Origin of the sequence: Synechococcus sp. KORDI-100, assembly GCF_000737535.1 — a bacterium.
GTDB lineage: Bacteria > Cyanobacteriota > Cyanobacteriia > PCC-6307 > Cyanobiaceae > Parasynechococcus.
This window is the reverse complement of sequence record NZ_CP006269.1, coordinates 1081113-1100191: the sequence shown is the minus strand read 5'-3', so window position 1 is coordinate 1100191 and position 19079 is coordinate 1081113. Positions and strand designations below refer to the sequence as shown.

19 protein-coding genes and 1 pseudogene are annotated in these 19079 nt (G+C 60.2%); 14 read left to right on the top strand and 6 right to left on the bottom strand.

Features of this window, described 5'->3' with window-relative positions; all coding sequences use genetic code 11:
* Positions 1–57: 57 nt before the first annotated feature.
* Both KR100_RS05500 and KR100_RS05495 read left to right on the top strand, forming a co-directional pair.
* Positions 58–525: a hypothetical protein gene (locus KR100_RS05500; protein ID WP_239420419.1), complete on the top strand. Its 468-nt coding sequence runs from the start codon at positions 58–60 to the stop codon at positions 523–525.
* Between the two features lie 75 nt (positions 526–600).
* A complete protein-coding gene (locus KR100_RS05495; RefSeq protein ID WP_038543874.1) occupies positions 601–810 on the top strand; it encodes a hypothetical protein in 210 nt (69 codons plus the stop codon).
* Positions 811–1096: 286 nt separating this feature from the next.
* Here the strand turns inward: KR100_RS05495 and KR100_RS05490 are convergent, their stop codons facing one another.
* From KR100_RS05490 to KR100_RS05480, 3 genes are read right to left on the bottom strand one after another with little or no spacing between them, the layout of a single operon-like run.
* A complete protein-coding gene (locus tag KR100_RS05490) occupies positions 1097–1348 on the bottom strand; it encodes a Nif11-like leader peptide family natural product precursor (RefSeq protein ID WP_369793827.1) in 252 nt (83 codons plus the stop codon).
* Between the two features lie 24 nt (positions 1349–1372).
* The gene (locus KR100_RS05485) at positions 1373–2200 is read right to left on the bottom strand and encodes a carbohydrate ABC transporter permease (RefSeq protein WP_038543872.1); all 828 of its coding nucleotides are present in this window, start codon (positions 2198–2200) and stop codon (positions 1373–1375) included.
* 6 nt (positions 2201–2206) lie between these two features.
* Entirely contained in the window at positions 2207–3829 is a 1623-nt protein-coding gene (locus tag KR100_RS05480) for a 2-isopropylmalate synthase (RefSeq protein WP_038543869.1), read from the bottom strand.
* A gap of 104 nt (positions 3830–3933) precedes the next feature.
* Between KR100_RS05480 and KR100_RS05475 the strand changes: the two genes are divergently transcribed.
* Positions 3934–5502, top strand: a complete 1569-nt coding sequence (locus tag KR100_RS05475) for a glycoside hydrolase family 57 protein (protein WP_038543867.1) — start codon at positions 3934–3936, stop codon at positions 5500–5502.
* Here the strand turns inward: KR100_RS05475 and crtL are convergent.
* On the bottom strand, positions 5469–6722 hold the full coding sequence (gene crtL, locus KR100_RS05470; RefSeq protein WP_038543864.1) for a lycopene beta cyclase: 1254 nt from the start codon (positions 6720–6722) through the stop codon (positions 5469–5471). The two genes, KR100_RS05475 and crtL, sit on opposite strands and share 34 nt — an antisense overlap.
* A 2-nt stretch (positions 6723–6724) precedes the next feature.
* The gene (gyrA, locus tag KR100_RS05465; protein WP_038543862.1) at positions 6725–9322 is read right to left on the bottom strand and encodes a DNA gyrase subunit A; all 2598 of its coding nucleotides are present in this window, start codon (positions 9320–9322) and stop codon (positions 6725–6727) included.
* Positions 9323–9414: 92 nt separating this feature from the next.
* Here gyrA and KR100_RS05460 point away from each other — a divergent pair, with 92 nt between their 5' ends.
* From KR100_RS05460 to rsmD, 5 genes and pseudogenes are all read left to right on the top strand, one after another.
* Complete coding sequence (locus KR100_RS05460; protein WP_038543860.1) at positions 9415–9915, top strand: CAAD domain-containing protein; 501 nt, start codon at positions 9415–9417, stop codon at positions 9913–9915.
* Positions 9916–9970: 55 nt separating this feature from the next.
* Positions 9971–11134: a GuaB3 family IMP dehydrogenase-related protein gene (locus tag KR100_RS05455; protein WP_038543857.1), complete on the top strand. Its 1164-nt coding sequence runs from the start codon at positions 9971–9973 to the stop codon at positions 11132–11134.
* Positions 11135–11314: 180 nt separating this feature from the next.
* Positions 11315–11638 carry a thioredoxin gene (trxA, locus tag KR100_RS05450; protein ID WP_006851354.1) on the top strand — a complete coding sequence of 108 codons (324 nt, stop codon included), beginning with the start codon at positions 11315–11317 and terminating at the stop codon, positions 11636–11638.
* Positions 11639–11649: 11 nt separating this feature from the next.
* Positions 11650–12318, top strand: coding sequence for an imidazole glycerol phosphate synthase subunit HisH (gene hisH / locus KR100_RS05445; RefSeq protein ID WP_255347495.1), 669 nt, complete (start codon positions 11650–11652; stop codon positions 12316–12318).
* Position 12319: 1 nt separating this feature from the next.
* Positions 12320–12850, top strand: a pseudogene (gene rsmD, locus KR100_RS05440) (16S rRNA (guanine(966)-N(2))-methyltransferase RsmD); the annotation flags it as partial.
* A gap of 13 nt (positions 12851–12863) precedes the next feature.
* Here rsmD and petG read toward each other — a convergent pair.
* Entirely contained in the window at positions 12864–12980 is a 117-nt protein-coding gene (gene petG / locus KR100_RS16735; RefSeq protein ID WP_071839848.1) for a cytochrome b6-f complex subunit V, read from the bottom strand.
* A gap of 54 nt (positions 12981–13034) precedes the next feature.
* Here petG and KR100_RS05435 point away from each other — a divergent pair, with 54 nt between their 5' ends.
* Genes KR100_RS05435 through ruvC form a run of 6 tightly spaced genes read left to right on the top strand, consistent with a single transcriptional unit; the run spans position 13035 to position 18318 of the window.
* On the top strand, positions 13035–13439 hold the full coding sequence (locus tag KR100_RS05435) for a cytochrome c (RefSeq protein ID WP_038543852.1): 405 nt from the start codon (positions 13035–13037) through the stop codon (positions 13437–13439).
* A gap of 26 nt (positions 13440–13465) precedes the next feature.
* Positions 13466–14194: an RNA methyltransferase gene (locus tag KR100_RS05430; protein WP_204207788.1), complete on the top strand. Its 729-nt coding sequence runs from the start codon at positions 13466–13468 to the stop codon at positions 14192–14194.
* Positions 14195–14222: 28 nt separating this feature from the next.
* Positions 14223–15380, top strand: a complete 1158-nt coding sequence (locus tag KR100_RS05425) for a serine hydrolase (protein ID WP_038543848.1) — start codon at positions 14223–14225, stop codon at positions 15378–15380.
* Positions 15377–16762 carry a DUF3370 domain-containing protein gene (locus tag KR100_RS05420; protein WP_038543845.1) on the top strand — a complete coding sequence of 462 codons (1386 nt, stop codon included), beginning with the start codon at positions 15377–15379 and terminating at the stop codon, positions 16760–16762. The genes KR100_RS05425 and KR100_RS05420 overlap by 4 nt, the downstream gene beginning before the upstream one ends.
* Positions 16759–17847 carry a magnesium chelatase ATPase subunit I gene (gene bchI, locus KR100_RS05415; protein WP_038543842.1) on the top strand — a complete coding sequence of 363 codons (1089 nt, stop codon included), beginning with the start codon at positions 16759–16761 and terminating at the stop codon, positions 17845–17847. The genes KR100_RS05420 and bchI overlap by 4 nt, the downstream gene beginning before the upstream one ends.
* A 6-nt stretch (positions 17848–17853) precedes the next feature.
* Positions 17854–18318 carry a crossover junction endodeoxyribonuclease RuvC gene (gene ruvC / locus KR100_RS05410; protein ID WP_038543840.1) on the top strand — a complete coding sequence of 155 codons (465 nt, stop codon included), beginning with the start codon at positions 17854–17856 and terminating at the stop codon, positions 18316–18318.
* The last annotated feature ends 761 nt before the right edge of the window (positions 18319–19079 follow it).

Below are 19079 nucleotides of genomic sequence, written 5' to 3'. Positions count from 1 at the left end.
TATCGGGAGCGATGCGACCTCATCACTGGACAGTCCCGTCATTGTCTTCATCATTCCATGCAGGATGTTCCGACCATGCTCGGCATGACGCAGACGCTGCAAAATGCTTACAACGCCTTGATGGCCAGGGCCCCTGGAGCCGCCTTTCCAAAGGCCAGACGGCTTTATCTGAACAAATACCAGCTCCCTCAATCGGACGACAGCGCAGGGCTGCGCCTGTTCGTCAGCGAGGAATCACTCGATGAATCCCAGCAACCAGCGGAGGATGGTGAGCCCCATCACCGCATCGTGACGCTGACATCAACACCCCGTCAGCTGGCGGTTGTTCATTGGCAGCAGCCGCAAGCACCAGACCGGGACAGCCTGCATCGCTGGCTGAAAACCGCGTGGAACCTGGAGGCCGGTGAATTGACCCTGACACCGTGGCCTGAACCATGGTTTCGGGATGGTGGCCATCAGTTGCGATTCCAGGCACCGACTGGTCTGATCTGGCAACAACGGAGCCGATTAACGCTGCTGGAATAAAACAGGAGAGATTCCGCACAATGAGTCTCAGCTGTCTCAATATCGCTATGGGTTCAGTGAAAGCCTTCAAGGGCCATGTTCTCCAACTACGCCGAGCGCTATGTGCTGCGGTCCCTTCCAGCGGGCCGCTATCTAGGTGTGAACTCCCAGAGCCAGGTGATTGAGACGCTGGAATCGCCTGCCGATGCCTGGATCTTCCATACCCACGACGGTGCCGTCCGGCATGCCCGCTGGATCGGTGAAGTGCATGGAGCGACCCCTGATGTCGTTCGTCTTGAGGACTGAGCCAACGTCTGCCGCGTTGGAGGGTTGGGGCTCCTCAGCGCTCTCCAAACAAATCACTCCAGCTGAGGAACGCTGAGTCCTCCGCTGGTGCAAGCGCAGAAGGTTCCCGACGCCGACGGGGTTTCAAATCCTTTGAATTGAGATCTCCAGGAGTCCAATACGGTCGTGTCTGGCTCTCCTGTTGCGCGGACATCGATCATTCAATCCAGCCCTCACGTTCCCTCAAAGCCCGGGCTTTGTCGGTGATCCGTGGCACGTGAACGTGTGCTGGACACGCCACGGCGAGCTATCCCTGGATGAACGTTCGCAAGCGGCGAGACTCATCGGCCTGCTGGCGTTGCAGTTCCTCGGCGGAGCGCTGCGAGTCTTCCCGCTGCTGAGCTGCAAAGACATCGGCTTCGGTCACGGAGCAACCGAATTCAGACGCCAGCGCCAGAAATGCCTCGAGATCAAGTGGCTGACGCAGACGGGCAGCCAAGGCTGGATCCTGCTGACGCAAGGCCATCAGACGGTCGAGATCCTGAAGCGACACAATCATGAGCAGCGGAGGTCTTGTTCTAAGTCAGCCCTTCACGGCATCACCACTGGCGCTGGGAAGAATGAAGCGCTGTAGCAACACGAACAGGATGAGCACGGGGAGAATCGAGACGACAGATCCAGCTGCCACGATCCGCCAGTCGAGGCCGAAGCTGCTGGAGAGCTGCTGCAGACCCAGGGGCAAGGTGTAGAGACTGGGATCATCAAGTATGACGAGGGGCCAGAGGAAATCACTCCAGGTGCCGATGAAGACGAACATCGCCAGGGTGATCAGGTCGGCGCGGGCGGCAGGAATCATCACGTTCCACCATTCACCCAGCCTGCTGCAGCCATCAATGCGAGCCGCCTCCTCGAGTTCAACGGGAACACCAAGGAAGCTCTGACGAAGGAGATACAGACCGAACGCTGTTGCCGCTTGCGGAATCACCAGTGCCACCAGAGTGTTGCGTAACCCCAGCTGCACCATCAGGAGGTACAGGGGGATCATCACCACCTGGAAGGGAATCAGGATCGTGGCGACAACAAGCCCAAGGACCAGGCCGCGGCCGGCGAACCGCATCCTGGCCAATGGGTAAGCCGCCATCGAGCAGAACAGAAGATTCGCGATCACGGCCAGAGCACTGACCACGGTGCTGTTGAACATATAGGTGGTGAGGGGGTTGTCCTGAAACAGCCGCACGTAAGCCTGAAGACTGGGCGCCGACGGCAGAAAGGCAGGAGGACTGCTGAAGATGTCCTCGGTCGGTCCCTTCAGAGAAGTGCTGACCAGCCAAAGCAGCGGCACGAGCACCAGCAAGGCCAGCAACAGCAGCACCAGCAGCTGCAGCACCGAAACAAGAACTCGGCGACTCATCCCCGATCAGAGGCTCGGCCGGGGTTCCGCGACCACCACATCCTTCTGGGGATGAAGCGGCGGTTTCTCCATTCCAGCGACCAGACGGTTCAAGGCATTGATGAACGCCTGCGCAGCAGCAACGACCACATCGGTATCGGCGGAATGACCGGAAAACAGGGATCCGTCCCGTCTCAGCCGGATGGTGACTTCACCCATGGCATCAATCCCTTCGGTGACGGACTTGACCGAGAACTCCACCAGCTCGTTGGGAACCCCGGCCAGATCATTCAGAGCTCGACACACCGCGTCCACCGGTCCGGTCCCAACGGCTGATCCGGTGCGTTCGCCTCCCTCTTCGTCCGCAAGTGTGACCGTGGCTGTTGGTCGCAGACTGCTGCCGCAACTCACCTGGACCAGCCCCAGCACGAAGCGTGCATCCGGTTGCTGAACCTGTTCGCTGACTATCGCCTCGAGATCCCTGTCGGTGATTTCCCGTTTGCGATCCGCCAGGTCCTTGAAGCGGGCGAACGCTTCATCGAGATCCTCACGGGTGAGGTCGTATCCCAGTTCCTCGAGTCGTGCCCGAACCGCACTGCGGCCACTGAGTTTGCCCAGTGAAATCCTGTTGTCACTCAGGCCAACGGTCCGGGCATCGATGATCTCGTAGGTGAGGCGGTTTTTCAGGACCCCGTCCTGGTGAATGCCCGATTCATGGGCGAAAGCATTGGCGCCCACAATGGCCTTGTTGGGCTGGACCACCATGCCGGTGAGGTTGGACACCAGACGAGACGTCTTGGTGATTTCTTCCGTGCGCACACCGGTCAGTGGAGTCGGACTGTCAGCCTCTCGCCCGAAGTAGGGGTTGTAGTAACGACGTCGCACATGCAGTGCCATCACTAGCTCCTCAAGGGAGGCATTACCGGCACGTTCCCCGATGCCGTTGATCGTGCACTCAAGCTGTCGGGCACCGTTCTTGACGGCCTCAAGAAAATTCGCGACGGCCAATCCCAGATCGTTGTGGCCATGCACGGAAATGATGGCCTCCTCGATGTTCGGGACATGGTCGTTGATGCCTTCGATCAATGACCCGAATTCCGTTGGTGTGGTGTAACCGACGGTGTCAGGAATGTTGATCGTGGTGGCACCGGCTGCGATCGCAGCCTCGATCACCTGATAAAGGAACTCCGGATCGCTGCGGCCGGCATCTTCACAGGAAAACTCAACGTCCTCAACCAACGACCGGGCATAGGCCACCATCTCCGGGACGATCTGCAGCACGTCAGCGCGGCTCTTGCGCAGCTTGTGCTCGAGATGAATGTCGCTGGTGGCGATGAACGTGTGGATGCGCCGGCATGGAGCCGGTGCCACGGCGCCGGCACAGGCCTTGATGTCGGCTTTGGATGCCCGGGCGAGGCCGCAGATGACAGGGCCCTGTTCGCCTCCCACCTGCTGGGCGATCCTCTGCACCGCCGAGAAATCTCCGGCACTGGCAAACGGGAACCCTGCTTCGATCACATCCACCCCAAGCCGCGCCAGTTGCTGGGCGATCGCCAGCTTTTCCTCAAGATTGAGACTGGCTCCAGGGGATTGCTCACCATCCCGAAGGGTGGTGTCAAAAATCAGAACGCGACCAGGATCCTTGGCCATGGCGACTCTCCAGGAGCAGGCATTAGTCGGAATGACTATGAGTTACGTGACTTTAGGGGAGACCCTCAACCCGTTCTAAATTCGACCACCTTTCTGGTGGTTCCGTGACCAAAGGCGCTCTCGCCCTGGTTCTTCACGCCCACTTGCCGTACGTCCGTTCCACTGAGCCTGGCTCGCTCGAAGAGGATTGGTTTTTCCAGGCTTTGATCGAGTGTTACCTCCCCCTTCTGGAGGTTCTTGAGCAGGCCGTCCAGAACCCGGAGGCCCAGCCCAGAATCACCATCGGCCTGTCTCCAACACTGCTCTCGCTCCTCAGCGATGGAGAACTGAAGCAGCGCTTTGCGCAATGGCTGGATGACAGGCTCAGGCTGTTGCCTCGGGCCGCCGACGCCCTCAGGCCGGCAGCGCAGCATCTTGCGGCCACCATCAAGCGCCACCGGCAGGGCTGGCTGGACTGCGACGGAGACCTGATCGGACGCTTCGCGAGCCTCCAGAAGCAGGGCATTGCTGACCTGCTCACCTGCGGAGCCACCCATGGATATCTCCCCTTGCTCCGCCAGAACCCTGAAGCGATCAGAGGTCAGCTGCGGACAGCGGTACGGGAGCACCAACGACTGATCGGAGAGCGTCCCCTCGGGATCTGGCTGCCCGAATGCGCTTATTACGAGGGTCTTGATCTCTGGATGCGCGATGCCGGGCTGCGCTACGCCGTTCTTGACGGTCATGGCCTGCTGCATGGCAAACCCCGACCCCGTTTCGGTGTTTATGCCCCGATCTGCAGCCGCAGTGGCGTTGCATTCTTCGGCCGGGACAGTGAAGCCACTTTGCCGGTCTGGTCAGCCAAAGACGGTTACCCCGGAGATCCCCACTACCGGGAGTTCCATCGCGACCTGGGATGGGATCTTCCCATCGAGGCACTCTCTTCTCTGGGCCTGGATCAACCGCGTCCCCTCGGCCTCAAGCTGCACAGGGTGACCGATCATCAGCTGCCGCTGGACCAGAAACAGCCCTATCAGCCGGCAATCGCCGAGCAGCAGGTTCGCCAACACGCCCGTCATTACCTGCAAGGACGCCGACGGCAACTGGATCGACTCAGCCACTCGATGGACATCAGCCCTCTTCTGGTCGCTCCATTTGACGCTGAACTGTTCGGACACTGGTGGTTCGAGGGTCCCCACTTCCTCTCGGAACTGTTCCGTCAGGGTCCCAGCGAGGGCGTGGTGTTCACCCGCCTGAGAGATGTGCTGAGCGCAGCAGGTCAGCTGCAGTTGTGCGACCCCTGTCCGTCGAGTTGGGGACAGGGTGGTTACCACAACTACTGGCTCAATGACACGAACGCCTGGGTCGTGGCCGAGTGGGGGCGTGCCGGTGATGCCATGGTGCGTCGCTGCAGCCGCGGAGTGGCACGGGAAACCGATCTGCTTCTGCTGCAACAGGCCGCGCGGGAACTGCTGCTGGCCCAGTCATCCGACTGGAGCTTCATCCTGAGAGCCGGGACCACAACAGGGCTGGCGAAGGAACGGATCCAACGACACCTGGACCGCTTCTGGACCCTGATGAGCGCCATGGACGGGCAGGAACCGCTTCCGGATGGCTGGTTCGAAGCTGTTCGTTCAGACGATCGTCTGTTCCCTCTGATTCAGCCACTGGACTGGGCAAACGTGGGGCTCTGAGGCCCGGGAGCTCCCAGCACCAAGCCGCGACGAAGCTCCCATGGAGCCATCGCGAACAGTTGCAGCATCACGGTCATCAGTCGTGGCAGCGGCAACGTGTTGGTGAGAAATCCAAACCACTCCTCACGCGGCAGCGAAAAGAACGTGGCGAAGTGGGTGCGCAGCAACCCTTCGTTGAAGCCCATCAACCGACTCAGCCCAAATTGATACAGCTGATGGCGCAGCACCAATTCGATCGGCCAGAGCGCCTGCCAGCCCCGTTTTGCCAAGGCCACTGATCCCATGGCTGGATTGGAGAGGGCATCGGCAATCGCCAGAGCCAGATCAGGTCCCCGCCGCAGCAATGACCCCACCATGTAGCCCGAGGCTGGATGCACCATGCTCGCCGCACCACCGAAGGCCAGCACCGGCTGACGGCGATCCGGCAACGGCAGGTTCATGGGGAAGAGGCAGAACTCCTCATCGATCACTTCGGTGATCTCCACATCCCGCTGATCCAGGCGCTGCTGCAAGCGCTGCTTGAGCACGTCGTAGGGAACGCCCGGTGCCAGGGCGAGCGAGGTTTCCTCCACGAAGAACACCCCATCGCCCAGATCCATCGCATACAGGAACGTTGGAGGTTCCTCGCGCTGCGCTCCGCTGAGGTGATCACAGCGGTAGTCCATCAACACAAAGCGACCCGGCTCAATCGGCGGTTGGGAGAAGCGCCCCACCACGCCGTAGGCCGCCTGGCCCGCCACCGGACCCTGATCAGGGCGGCGAATGTGGGGTGTGCGCGAGCCGGAGGCATCGATCACAAGGCGAGCCTGCAACGTGGTTCCTGATGCACAGCTGACACTGGTGGTTGAACCGTTCACCGCCACCCGTTCGGCCGTGTCCTGATGCCAAACCACGCCGTCGGCCCGCTCCAGCCACCACCGCTGCAGGGCAGCCCGATCGAATAAGCCGTAGTCGATCCCATGGGCATGACACCGATCCTGAGCCGTTGATCCGCCTTCACCGAAATAACTGACGGTGTCGCTCCAGCGGTGCTCAAGCAACGGCTCGAGCCCCACCATTTTCAGTTCATCGGCCCAGATGCCGTAGGTGTTCGGCCAGGGAGCATCAACCGGATCGGGGGCAACGCCAGCAACACGCACGCCCCGTTGGTTCAGCTCCGAAGCGATGCAGAGAGCAGCAGGACCGCCCCCCAGCACCAGCACATCCACCGGCTCAGCCAAGGTCAGCTGTCCTGCTCGTCTGTTGCGGTGTCGTCTGAAGAGGTGTCGTCAGCGGAGTCGTCTTCGGCCTCCGGCGGCACAAGCACCACCTTGAGCAGCCGATCGCCCTTGTCAAGCTTCTGCAGACGCACCCCCGTGGCAGCACGGGATTGCTGGGGAATCGCATCGGCGCTGGTGCGCACGATCACCCCCTTCTCGCTCACCAGCAGCAATTCCTCACCGGCACCGAGCACACTCAGCCCCACCAGCTCATCGGCTTCGGTGCGGAACTTCATCGCCCGCAGGCCCATGCCGGCCCGCTTCTGCAATCGGAATTGCGTCACCGGTACGCGCTTGCCCAGGCCCGAGGCCGAAGCCACAAGCACCCAGGGACCTTCACTCACGGCATCCTCTTCGTCGTCTGCGCTGGCGGCCACCTGATCGGCCAGTTCCACCGGAAGCACATCCATACTCACCAAGGCATCGCCATCGCGCAGGTTCATCGAACGGACGCCTCGGGCGGTGCGTCCCAGGGGCCTCAACTCCTCATCACTGAGCCGGAAGTGGATGGTCATTCCGGCTTTGGAGCCGATCAAGACGCTGTCGCCTGGGACCGCGAGGCGCACCCAGGTGAGGGCATCGCCTTCCTCCAGATTGATGGCGATCAGGCCATTGGAGCGGATGTTGCTGAAGGCCGAGAGGCGGGTGCGCTTGATGAAGCCCCCTGTGGTGAGCATCAGCAAATCAGTGTCGTCGTTGAACTCCGAGACCGGAATCAACGAAGTGATCGCCTCCTCCCTGGGAATCGGCAGCAACTGAACCACGGGCGTGCCCTTGGCCGCACGGCTGCACTGGGGTACACGGTAGGCAGGCAGGGCATAGGACACCCCGCGGTCGCTGAACAACACCAACGTGTCGTGGTCGTTGCAGCTGATGAACAGCTTCACCGCATCTTCACCCTGGCTGCGGGTTCCGGCTTTGCCGCGCGTCCCGCGGCTGGTCGCTTCGAACTCACTGACAGGCATCCGCTTGAGATAGCCGGTCTCGGTCAGCAGAACCACCGAGCGTTCATTGGCGATCAGGTCGATATCGGAGAGCCCGCCACCGAGATCAAGGATTTCGGTGCGGCGAGGCGTCGGGTAACGATCACGCAGTTGCCCAAGCTCAGCCTGGATGATTCCGAAGACCCGTTCACGCCGGCCAAGAATGTCCTTGTAGTCAGCGATCTTGGTGACCAGATCCTCATGTTCAAGTCGAATCTTGTCGGCCTCTAAAGCGGTCAGACGTCGCAACTGCATCTGCAGAATCGCGTCCGCCTGAACATCTGTTAGCCCGTGGCGCTCTTGGAGTTGAGCCCGGGCAGTTGCTGTATCGGACGCTGCGCGGATCAGGGCAATGATCGGATCGAGCTGGTCAAGGGCCAGCAGCAGGCCCAGCAGGATGTGATCCCGTTCCTCAGCCTTGCGCAGCAGGTAGCGGGTACGCCGCTCGATCGTCTCGACTCGGAAGTCGAGGAAGACCTCCAGCATGCGGCGCAAGGTGAGAAGGATCGGCTCCCCTTTCACCAGCGCCAGCATGTAGGCGCTGAAATTGCTTTGCAGCGGTGTGAGTTTGAACAGATTGTTCAACACGACCTGCGGGTAGGCATCCCTGCGCAGTTCAACGACGATCCGCATGCCATCGCGATCGCTTTCATCGCGGATGTCGGAGATGCCCTCCAGCTTCTTGTCATTGACCAATTCGGCGATCCGTTCGATCAACGCGGCTTTGTTGGTCTGGTAGGGAAGCTCCGTGATGATCACCGCATCACGGTCTGGGCGCCCGGGCGCTTCAATCGTTTCGATGCCGGCCACCCCGCGCATCGTCACCGATCCGCGGCCACCGAGATAGGTCTCACGGATGCCGTCACGGCCGAGGATCTGGCCTCCGGTTGGGAAATCCGGCCCTGGAATCAGGCGGATCAGATCCTGATCCGAGATTTCGGGATTCTCAATCAGGGCCAGCAGACCATCAATGAGTTCATTCAGGTTGTGCGGCGGGATGTTGGTCGCCATCCCAACGGCAATGCCGGCTGAACCGTTGAGGAGCAACTGTGGAATCCGGGCCGGCAATACCGTCGGCTCCTGTTGAGACCCATCGAAGTTGTCAGCGAAATCAACCGTCTCGGCCTCGATGTCCTCCAGCAGGCTGTCGGTGGTGAGTGCCTGCAGCCGCGATTCGGTGTATCGCATCGCAGCTGGTGGATCGTTGTCCACCGAACCGAAATTGCCGTGCCCATCAATCAGGGGCATCGACATCGAAAAATCCTGGGCCATGCGCACCAGGGCGTCATAGACCGCCGTGTCTCCATGGGGGTGGTACTTACCAAGGACCTCACCCACCACACGGGCGCACTTTCGATACGGCCGGTCGCTGGTGAGCCCTAGCTCGTACATCGCGTAGAGAATCCGCCGATGCACCGGCTTGAGTCCGTCGCGGGCATCGGGCAGCGCCCGTCCCACGATCACACTCATCGCGTATTCCAAATATGACCGCGACATTTCGTTGCGCAGATCCGTCTGGATGATCCGGTCATCGGAATCACCGGGACCGCCACCGCCGGGCCCCACAGAATCCGCCATACAAGGGTCAATCCGCCGCCCTTCAGTCTATCTCCAGACGGCATCCGAACTGGAAAGCTCGGATAAAATCTCAGTTAGCTCGCAAAGCTTGTATGGGGTCGACCGAGGAGACGCAACAGCCAGGACCGACACCAACCCCTTCCCCGGAGTCAACGCCTCTGTCAACTCCAGTGCCGAGTCCAGTTCCATCTTCAGCACAGACCCCGGAGCCCAAGCCTGCCGCAACACTCGATCCCACCTTCTCCAGCAGCGTTGAGATTCCTGCGCAAGAGGGCGCGGAAGGTGGTGAATGGGATCTGCTGAAGGACAAGCTTCGCCAGTGGTTCAACGGCCAGGACCTCGAGGGTCTCTGGAAACAATGGAGCACGCCGATCAAGCTCGGCCTCGGCCTGATCGTTTTGATCATCGTGCTGAACATCTACAGCGGGATTGTCAGCACGATCGACAACCTGCCACTGATCTCCGGACTTCTCGAACTCACAGGCCTGATCTGGCTGATCAATTTTCTTCTGCGCAACATGATTCGCAGCGCCGACCGCAAGAACGTGATCAGTGACCTGCGATCCCGCTGGTCGAGCATCACAGGCCGCTGAGGCCGGCTGACAGGCTGCTGGTTGGTAACTTGTCCGGATCTGAACAAATCCTGCGGTGGACATTCAGCTCGGACGCTCAAAGGTCGTTCGCCGCGCCTACGGAATTGATGAGATCGCACTCGTCCCTGGAGGGCGCACAGTCGATCCGGAAGTCACAGATACGACCTGGACGCTCGGTGGCATCGAACGATCGATCCCGATCATTGCCAGTGCCATGGACGGCGTGGTCGATGTGGACATGGCGGTTCGACTGTCCCAGCTGGGCGCCCTCGGTGTTCTGAATCTGGAGGGGGTTCAAACCCGTTACGAGGACCCCAATCCTGTTCTCGATCGCATTGCAGCGGTCGGCAAGGATGCGTTTGTGCCCCTGATGCAGGAGCTCTACAGCCAACCCGTTCAGGAACAGCTGATCCGGCAGCGCATCAAGCAGATCAAGCAGAACGGGGGAATTGCGGCCGTCAGCGGCACCCCGGTTGCAGCCCTGAAGTACAAAAACGCCATCGCTGAAGCCGGTGCGGACCTCTTCTTTGTTCAGGCCACTGTGGTGTCCACGGAACACATCGGGCCTGAAGGGCGGGACAAGCTCGATCTGGAATCGCTCTGTCGAGACATGGGTGTGCCTGTCGTCATCGGGAACTGCGTCACCTACGACGTGGCCATGCAGCTCATGCGCGCCGGCGCGGCAGGGGTCCTCGTCGGAATCGGACCCGGAGCCGCCTGCACCTCCCGGGGCGTTCTTGGCGTCGGCATCCCCCAGGCCACTGCAGTCGCGGATTGTTCTGCCGCTCGTCACGACTATCTGCAGGAGTCGGGCCGATACGTTCCCATCGTTGCGGATGGAGGCATCGTCACCGGAGGGGACATCTGCAAGTGCATCGCCTGCGGAGCTGACGCCGTCATGATCGGGTCCCCCATCGCCCGCGCTGAAGAGGCCCCTGGACGAGGTTTCCACTGGGGCATGGCGACCCCCAGCCCGGTACTCCCCCGGGGAACGAGGATCAATGTGGGCAGCACGGGCAGCCTGGAACGGATTCTGCGAGGTCCTGCACTCCTGGACGACGGAACCCACAATTTGCTTGGCGCACTGAAAACCTCGATGGGCACCCTCGGTGCCAGAACCCTTGCGGAGATGCAGCAGGTTGAGGTTGTAGTGGCACCGTCACTGCTGACTGAGGGCAAGGTGTACCAGAAAGCTCAACAACTGGGGATGGGCAAGTAAGCCAGGGCTAGTGTGAGATGTGTGCGAGCTGACGCTCTCACACTCCTCACACCCCCCGGCCCGGCGCGTTCGGGCTTTCACTCTTCCTCCTGTTCACCATCACAGTTCCCTGCATGCAACGTCAGACCAGGAATCTGGTTCTGGACTGTTGCTAAGTTCTGGGCACTTTCTTCAGGACATATGTCCAGCGCCGCAGCTGTTACCGACGCCTCCTTCGAACAGGACGTGTTGCAGAGTGACGTGCCGGTGCTGGTGGACTTCTGGGCCCCCTGGTGTGGTCCCTGCCGGATGGTGGCCCCGATCGTTGAGGAGATCGCCAAGGAATTCGACGGTCAGATCAAGGTGTTCAAGCTCAACACCGACGAGAACCCCAACGTCGCCAGCCAGTACGGAATCCGCAGCATTCCGACTCTGATGGTGTTCAAAGGCGGCCAGAAAGTTGACACCGTCGTCGGTGCCGTTCCCAAGGCAACGCTCAGCGGCACCATCTCGAAATACCTCTGAAACCATACGGGTTGGGGCGTCAAACTCTGACGATCGGTTTGATCGATTACGGAATGGGGAACCTCCATTCCGTCAGACGATCTCTGGAACGGCTGGGATGTGGCGTGATGGAAATCCGCTCCGAAGCAGATCTGACGTCTCCGAACGCCCTGATTCTTCCGGGAGTCGGAGCCTTCGACCCTGCGATGGACAACCTGGAATCCACCGGGCTGGTTCCCCATCTGAAGACCTGGGTTAGGGATGGCGGACCCCTTCTTGGAATCTGCCTTGGGCTTCAACTGCTGTTCGAAAGCAGCGAGGAAGGTGTCCGTCAGGGATTGGGGTTGCTGCCAGGTCGCGTTGAGCGTCTTCCGGATGATCCACGCGAGCGCATTCCCCACATGGGCTGGGCCCCTCTCAATCCCGTCATGGATTGCCCTCTGCTACGACGGGGGGATCCAACGGCCTGGGTGTATTTCGTGCATTCCTACGCCGCTGTTCCCAGCGCCGACGAGGACATCCTGGCTGCCACTGCTCCCTTCGGAGACAGGTCAGTCACTGCCATGGTCTGGCACAACCGTGTGGGAGCCTGTCAATTCCATCCCGAGAAATCGGCGGACTGTGGCTCTCTGATGCTGAAACGCTGGCTGAGCTGGCTCAGGACGATTCAGCCTGAAGGAAGCACCCGAGATCAGCCCTGAAATGCAGGGGCAGCTCCGGCTGACGGGTGGCCGCAAACTTCTGAGTCCCCGCGGTTCCGGGACACGGCCAACCACATCGAGGGTTCGGGAAGCTGTCATGAACATCCTTTCGCCGCGTTTGTTTGGCTGCCGTTGGCTTGACCTCTGCAGCGGCAGTGGAGTGATGGGCTGCGAGGCACTCCAACGCGGAGCTGTGATGGTGGTTGCCGTGGAATCAAACCCAAAAACAGCCCGCATCTGCGAGCAGAATCTCGTCTCAACACAGCAGGGGGCTTCAAACGGATCGAGTATGAATGTGATCCGCAGCGACGTGATCAGCTGGCTCAGCCATGACTGGGACAAGCCCGGTTTTGATCTGGTCTATCTCGATCCGCCCTACGAAAAGGGCCTTTACCAGCCCGTTCTCAGCAAGCTACGAAGCGGCTCATGGCTGAATCCCGACAGTCTCGTGGTCTGTGAACATTCCGCTGACCATCCGCTCAACGCAGGTGATGACTGGTCGGTGATCGACCGACGTCGCTACGGGAGCACAGGATTGTTGATGCTCAGCCCCCGAGAGCACTGTCGCCCCGTCGATACTGATTCCAGGCCGCCACAAACAGACCCATCAGTGTGACAGGGATCAATCCCAGAACAATTCCACACAGAAGAGGTTCGATCATCGATCACACAATGGCGCAGGATTGACCACAATTCTTTCACGTACTTCCATCGCCGTGTCGGAGCCGACATCAACTGCTGTAAGTCAGGACGATGACGCCCAAGTCGACGGTGGTCGTGGATTGATCGCCGCCCTGGTCGTTCTTGCAGCTGCAGCCTGCGTGGTGCTGCTTCTTTGGGTGCTGGGCAATGCCCGTCAGGATCCCTACCTGAGGGCCACCCTTGAACTTCAGGGTTCCGTCGACCATGGCGGCCAGCTGTTCCGGATCAACTGCGCTGGCTGCCATGGCCTGGCAGGGCAGGGATTGCTTGGTCCAAGCCTGGTGGGGATCAGTCAACGAAGCTCGGATCCGCGAGTGGTTCACCAGATCGTGAGTGGAGAAACACCGCCCATGCCGAGCTTTCAGATGGAGCCGTCATCGATGGCTGATCTACTCGCCTATCTGCGAACGCTGCGTTGACATCGTCAGCTCCGCATCCTCCACGGGTGGTCGTTCTGGTTGAGCCGGCCGGTCCACTCAACGTGGGGAGTGTGGCCAGACTCTGCGCCAACTTCGGCGTGCAGTCCCTGCGGCTTGTGAATCCTCAATGTGATCATCAGAGCGAAGACGCCCGACGCATGGCCGTTCACGGTTGCGACTTGCTGGATCACGCAACAGTCCATCACTCACTGCTGAATGCCTTGTCGGGCTGCCGCAGGGCGGTGGCCACCTGCGGACGGATCGACCATGGAGAGATCCCCCTGCTGACATCTGATCAAGCCCTGGCCTGGTTGCTCAGCAGCGGAGATGGTCCGACCGGTGAAACCCAGCCGGTCGCCGTCGTCTTCGGCCGTGAAGACCGTGGACTGAGCAACAGTGAACTGCGGCTGTGCCAGAGAGTTCTCAGCCTGCACAGCGATGCGACGTATCCATCGCTGAACCTGTCCCATGCCGTGGCTGTGGTGCTTCATGAGATGAATCGGCTGCAGCGCCACTCGATGGTCAGCCAACCGGAAGGACCGGATCCTGCTCCGGCAGCTGTGATGAGCGACTTCCTCAAGGATGCCGAAAGCCTTCTGCTGGAGGTGGGGTATCTCCTGCCTCACACCGCCTCGGCACGCATGGCGAAAGTGAATGATCTGCTGCAGCGAGCCACGACAGGCCGTGAGGAGGTTGCTTTGCTGCGAGGGATGGTTCGTCAGCTGCGATGGGCCGTTCGGGCCAGACGCCCCTAACCTCAGCCGATAACGGAACGCACCCGGGTTGACGACTAGCCGACCATCCAAGCGAGCCGCGGGATGGGGACGACCCATGCGGCTGGTTCTGCGTCTGATCCTGATGGGCATCGGGCTGGGGGTGCTGACGGGCTCTGCCCTGAAAGTGCTGGCGCCACAGGTCCGCAATCAGCAGATATCACTGCCCGAATGGATCAGTTCTCAGGCCTGGTTGTCCGGGTTGACGCCTGACGAGGACAATCCCGGAACCTCATCTGCAGAACCCCTTCGCAGCCGCGATGGTGACGCGGGACTGCCTCTTGGACGCTTCGAGCCGAAACAGGAAATCACAGCCCTTTCGGAGAAATGGAAACAGCTGGCGGCTCAGCAGAAGGATCTCAAGACCAGCGCTTACATGCTGATCCTGGATGATGGTCGGTTTGCCCAACTCGAGGCTGAGCGGCCGATGCCGGCGGCAAGTTCGATCAAGACCCCGATTCTGCTGGCATCCCTTGAACTGGTTGACAGCGGCGATCTGCAGTGGAATGAACCGTTGACCCTGACCAAGGAACTGATTGGTGGTGGGGCCGGTTGGATGGCCTCAAAGCCGGTCGGAAGCCGCTTTCCAACATTTGAGGTGGCGACGGAAATGATTCGTGTCAGTGATAACTCCGCCACGAATCTGTTGATTGAACGGGTGGGGGGTCAAGCGGCCATCAACGCCCGCTTCCAGGCCCTCGGACTGCCTGCGACAGAGGTCAACAACTGGCTGCCAGACCTCGATGGCACCAATACCACCAGCGCCCGCGATCTCAGTCGCTCCATCGCGCTGGTGGACAGCGGCGAAACCCTCAGCCCCAGGAGCCGGGATCTCTTTCGCGAAGTGATGTCGACGTCGGTGACGGACACGCTCCTACCCACAGGCCTGCTGCAGGGGGTTGGTGGCGCCCAGGGTTCGCCGAATGAAAGCCTGGCTCGCAAGGGCTATCACGTTTACAACAAAACCGGTGACATCGGGATTGCCTACGCCGACGCAGGGCTGATCGAACTACCGGACGGACGCCGTGCCGTTGCAGGCTTCCTGGTCCAGGGGCCCTTCAACGACCCACGTTCCACCAACATGATTCGCGCACTGGCTAAAGCCATGGCTCCTCATCTCAAACCCCTGCCGGCACCCCCCCGTCCGACCCCCGAAACCTCGCCATGAGACTGCCAGCCCTGCTTTCGGCAACATTGATCTGTCTGTCTGGAGGGTTGACGGAAGCATCCTTCGCAGCCGACGACACACTGCGCCGCCAGGAGGTGAGGCCATTACCAGGACGGCTGGATTCGGTCCTGATGGTCAATGACAACAACCCCGAGCTGATCAAGGACGATGGCATTCTTCTCTCCACCTTTCCAAGCACCGATGGGGCAGGTCTGGATGTTGAACTGAATGGACGATTTGACCTGTTCAGCCATCACGTCTACGCAGGCGATGACGACAGCCTGGAATCAACGTTGTGGCTGGCGGTTCTGGCAGCCCCACTCGGTGAACATCCCGTCGATCTGAAACTGCTTGAGGGCAGCACCTCTCTTTCCCAGGCAACGCAACCAGGTCAGACCGCTGCCCCTTTTCTGCCTCTGCCAACCCTGATCCGGGAGACCAGCGACGTGATCGCCGCCGGACCAGGCAGTCGGGTTGCCGGTGACCTCCTGAAGCGTCGCCGGGCAACCGAGCTCTCCACGGGCAGCTGGCGGCTCCAGCCCGGGGCACCAACAACATTGCTGGTTCTCCCAATTCCAGTCGCAGGACTGGACCCGCTGCTCAATGGCCGCAACCTTCAGCTGCGCCTGCACAGCTCAGGGCCTGTCGCTCTGGCCACCCTGGCCGCCAGGGGACCCAACAAGACTCCCCCACCGGCGGAGCGCTGGACTGAATTGCTGAGCAGCGGACGGCTCAGCCCCAAGGAACACAGCCCGACAGAGCGTGGAGCCAAGGGCAAGATGATTTATTCCAGAGTCAGCGGCGTTCAGATTGGCAGCGGCTGGCGCAGCAGGATCACAGACCCTGGCAGCCCTCTTCTGGAGGTTCCCTCAGAGCCACTGTCATGGCCGATCAGCAGCCTTGAGCGAGGGTCTCTGGGAACCCAGCAGGTGCAGACGGCCGAGCTCAAAGGTCTTTACCCGCAAACAGCATGGGCTGCTCACGGGAACTACGGCGTCGACTACGACCTGACACTCCCCCTGAAAAACACCCAGAACCGAGCAGTGACGCTTGAAATCGCTCTGGAATCTCCGCTCAAGACCGATCGCCCTGTCGGTGGCCTGACGTTTCGCAAGACCAACAGCGGACCGGTCATGTTTCGCGGACCACTCGAAGTGTCGGGGCTTCACGACCGTGATGGACAGTCCCTGGGAGTGCAGACCATCCACCTCGTTCTGCGTCAGGGTCAGCAAGGGCCTGCCCTGGGACGCATCACCTTGGGGCCTGGTGAACAACGGGACGTCAGCGTGCGACTCATTTATCCCGCTGACGCCACTCCGCCTCAGGTGCTCACCATCCAGCCTGTGAAACAATCCACTTCGTCTTCAGTTCAGATCCCGTGAGTGCACCCCGGAAGCGCAGGGTCTTCCCTTTCACGGCCGTGATCGGTCAGGAGGAGATGAAACTGGCGCTTCTCCTCAACGTGATCGATCCGCGCATCGGCGGCGTGATGATCATGGGTGACCGGGGTACCGGGAAGTCAACCACCATCCGTGCTTTGGCAGATCTGTTGCCTGATATTGATGTCGTGGCTGGTGATCCCTACAACAGCTCTCCCAGCGATCCGGATCTGCAGAGCAGCGAAATCCGTCAACAACTGCAGGAGGGGCAAACCCTGTCAACGGAACCGCGCCAGGTTCCAATGGTGGATCTCCCGCTTGGGGCAACGGAAGATCGACTCTGCGGAACGATTGATATCGAAAAGGCGCTCAGTGAAGGAGTGCGTGCCTTCGAGCCGGGATTGCTGGCCAAAGCCAACCGAGGTTTGCTGTACGTCGACGAAGTGAACCTTCTCGACGACCATCTGGTCGACGTTCTCCTGGATTCGGCAGCATCAGGTTGGAACACGGTCGAACGTGAAGGCGTTTCGGTGCGACACCCCGCCCGTTTTGTGCTGATCGGCTCCGGGAACCCCGAAGAGGGTGAACTGCGTCCTCAGCTGCTCGACCGTTTCGGCATGAGCGTTGAAGTCCGCACAGTCCGCGATCCCGAACTGCGCGTTCAGGTGGTGGATCAACGCACCGCTTTTGATCGTGATCCCGACGGCTTCAACTCCGCAGTGGAAGGGAATCAGAAAGCTCTTCAGGATCGTGTGGTGGAGGCCCAGCAGCGGCTCGACACCGTGACCATTGATGAGGATCTGCGCTTGCGAATCTCAGCGGTCTGCGGCGAGCTGAATGTTGATGGCTTGCGAGGGGACATCGTGACCAATCGAGCCGCCAGGGCCCTGGCGGCCTTTGAAGGTCGCGTTGAGGTGAGTGAAGACGATGTGGCACGGGTCGCCTCCTGCTGTCTTCGCCATCGCTTGCGAAAGGATCCCCTGGAACAGGTGGATTCAGGTGAGCGGGTTGTGAAGGTGTTCTGCAAGGTGTTCGAGCGCAGTGAAAGCAGCGATCGCGCCGACTTTGAACTGGCCATCGCCGCCTGATCCATCTTGCGAATCCTGGGCATCGACCCCGGTCTGGCCCGGGTGGGCTACGGGGTCATCGACGTGACGGAGAGTCGGCGACAGATGCTCGACTGCGGAATCATCCGAACCGAACCGGGATGTTCGGATGGGGAAAGGATGGTGGAAATCGCCCGTGATCTGCGTGTGCTGATCCGCCGTTGGGGGCCGCAACAAGCTGCTGTCGAAAAATTCTTTTTCTACCGCTCAAGCAACACCATCAATGTGGTGCAGGCGAGAGGAGTGATCATGATGACCCTGGCACGATTCAAGCTGCCGGTTGTTGAATTCCCACCGATGCAGATCAAGTTGGCCCTGGCCGGCTTCGGACATGCTGATAAAGACGAAGTGCTCGACGCAGTGATGCGAGAACTCAACCTGTCGGAACCTCCACGACCCGATGATGCCGCCGATGCCCTGGCGGTGGCACTCACCGGTTGGTTTCAGCGGTAAAGCGATTGACTTGCAGCATGAGGATCCAGTCGTTGACTTTGGTTCGAGCGAATTAAGGCTGACGACGCCCATTGGTCCGTTCCGTTTTTGGGCCCTCTGTTAGGCCTGGATCCTGACACCAAACGCTGAACACGCCAGCACGTCTGCCACCTCCGCTTAGCCCTGAGCGGGTCTGGTCAGCTTGTAGAGATTCAGAGCAAAGAGGGCCATTCCAAAGCTGCCGAACAGAACGAGGAGGTCTTGGGTGGTGAAGGCCATGGCTCCCGTTACAGAACTTTGTTGAGTAATGTAACGGCGGCACAGCGATGCGTCATCAATGCGTTCCTAGGGGAATGTTCCCGGGGGCTGCATGAGCCCTCTTTTTTTATGACCTACCCCTTCGGTGCCACGAAAACAGATCTTGAGAAAACTTTCCGCCTTCCAGACACCCTGGTCATTGCGGAATCTCAGGAGCAGGAATGCATTGAGCTGACTGAGTCAGACCTTGCGACTGTGATGCTTGAGCACCCTGGCATCTGATCCATGACTCCACAACACTGCTCCATGCGCGCTGAACAGCCGCCTGCAGCCACGCGTCATTTGTTGACCCATAGCTGCTTTTAATGCAAGACGTACGGATACAAGAATGAATGGCACGATCAATACGAAAATCTATTAAATATGCTTTTAAGCCGTACCTTTCTATCCATTACTTATATTGCAGCAAAGATTATCCTTTCAAGATCTTTTGTCTTCGCCGCAGAATTCAAACGCCAATGCTC

Excerpts from the sequence above, each read along its gene's own strand:
- KR100_RS05500 (WP_239420419.1), top strand. The coding sequence starts at position 58 with ATGCAGGATGTTCCGACCATGCTCGGCATGACGCAGACGCTGCAAAAT.
- KR100_RS05495 (WP_038543874.1), top strand. The coding sequence starts at position 601 with ATGTTCTCCAACTACGCCGAGCGCTATGTGCTGCGGTCCCTTCCAGCG.
- KR100_RS05490 (WP_369793827.1), bottom strand. The coding sequence starts at position 1,348 with ATGATTGTGTCGCTTCAGGATCTCGACCGTCTGATGGCCTTGCGTCAG.
- KR100_RS05485 (WP_038543872.1), bottom strand. The coding sequence starts at position 2,200 with ATGAGTCGCCGAGTTCTTGTTTCGGTGCTGCAGCTGCTGGTGCTGCTG.
- KR100_RS05480 (WP_038543869.1), bottom strand. The coding sequence starts at position 3,829 with ATGGCCAAGGATCCTGGTCGCGTTCTGATTTTTGACACCACCCTTCGG.
- gyrA (WP_038543862.1), bottom strand. The coding sequence starts at position 9,322 with ATGGCGGATTCTGTGGGGCCCGGCGGTGGCGGTCCCGGTGATTCCGAT.
- KR100_RS05460 (WP_038543860.1), top strand. The coding sequence starts at position 9,415 with ATGGGGTCGACCGAGGAGACGCAACAGCCAGGACCGACACCAACCCCT.
- trxA (WP_006851354.1), top strand. The coding sequence starts at position 11,315 with ATGTCCAGCGCCGCAGCTGTTACCGACGCCTCCTTCGAACAGGACGTG.
- petG (WP_071839848.1), bottom strand. The coding sequence starts at position 12,980 with ATGATCGAACCTCTTCTGTGTGGAATTGTTCTGGGATTGATCCCTGTC.
- KR100_RS05420 (WP_038543845.1), top strand. The coding sequence starts at position 15,377 with ATGAGACTGCCAGCCCTGCTTTCGGCAACATTGATCTGTCTGTCTGGA.